The sequence below is a fragment of the Oleiphilus sp. HI0117 genome (genome assembly GCF_001635235.1).
In genome coordinates this window covers 1-379 of sequence record NZ_LWGA01000505.1, presented here as the reverse complement: position 1 = coordinate 379, position 379 = coordinate 1, and the positions used below count along the sequence as shown (strand labels likewise).

Sequence of the window (379 nt, the reverse complement as noted above, 5' to 3'; positions counted from 1 at the left end):
GGCACTATCGATCAACTCTTGCTGAAACCTGGGATGCGCCAGCTGTATTAGTAGCTCAGCCCTTTCACTTAAAGATTTACCCTTTAAATCTACACAGCCATTTTCCGTCACAATATAATGCGTATCCATACGGGTATCGGTCACAGCCCCACCCTCTATGCGTGGGACAATTCGACTCACCTGACCTTTTTTTGCTGTAGAATGAAGCGCGATAAAAGAACGGCCATTCTCGGCCATATAAGCCCCCTCACAAAATCCAACTGCCCTCCGGTGCCTGAAAACTGCTGACCATTCATATGCTCTGCATTCACCTGCCCCGTCAAATCAACTTCGATTGCAGCGTTTACAGAAACCATATTATTGTTCTTACTGATCACTG

Annotated in this window: 1 pseudogene; it reads right to left on the bottom strand. The window is 46.4% G+C overall.

The features are described from left to right. Nucleotides 1-356: pseudogene (locus tag A3757_RS25095) on the bottom strand (acetyl-CoA hydrolase/transferase C-terminal domain-containing protein); the annotation flags it as partial. Between the last annotated feature and the right edge of the window lie 23 nt (nt 357-379).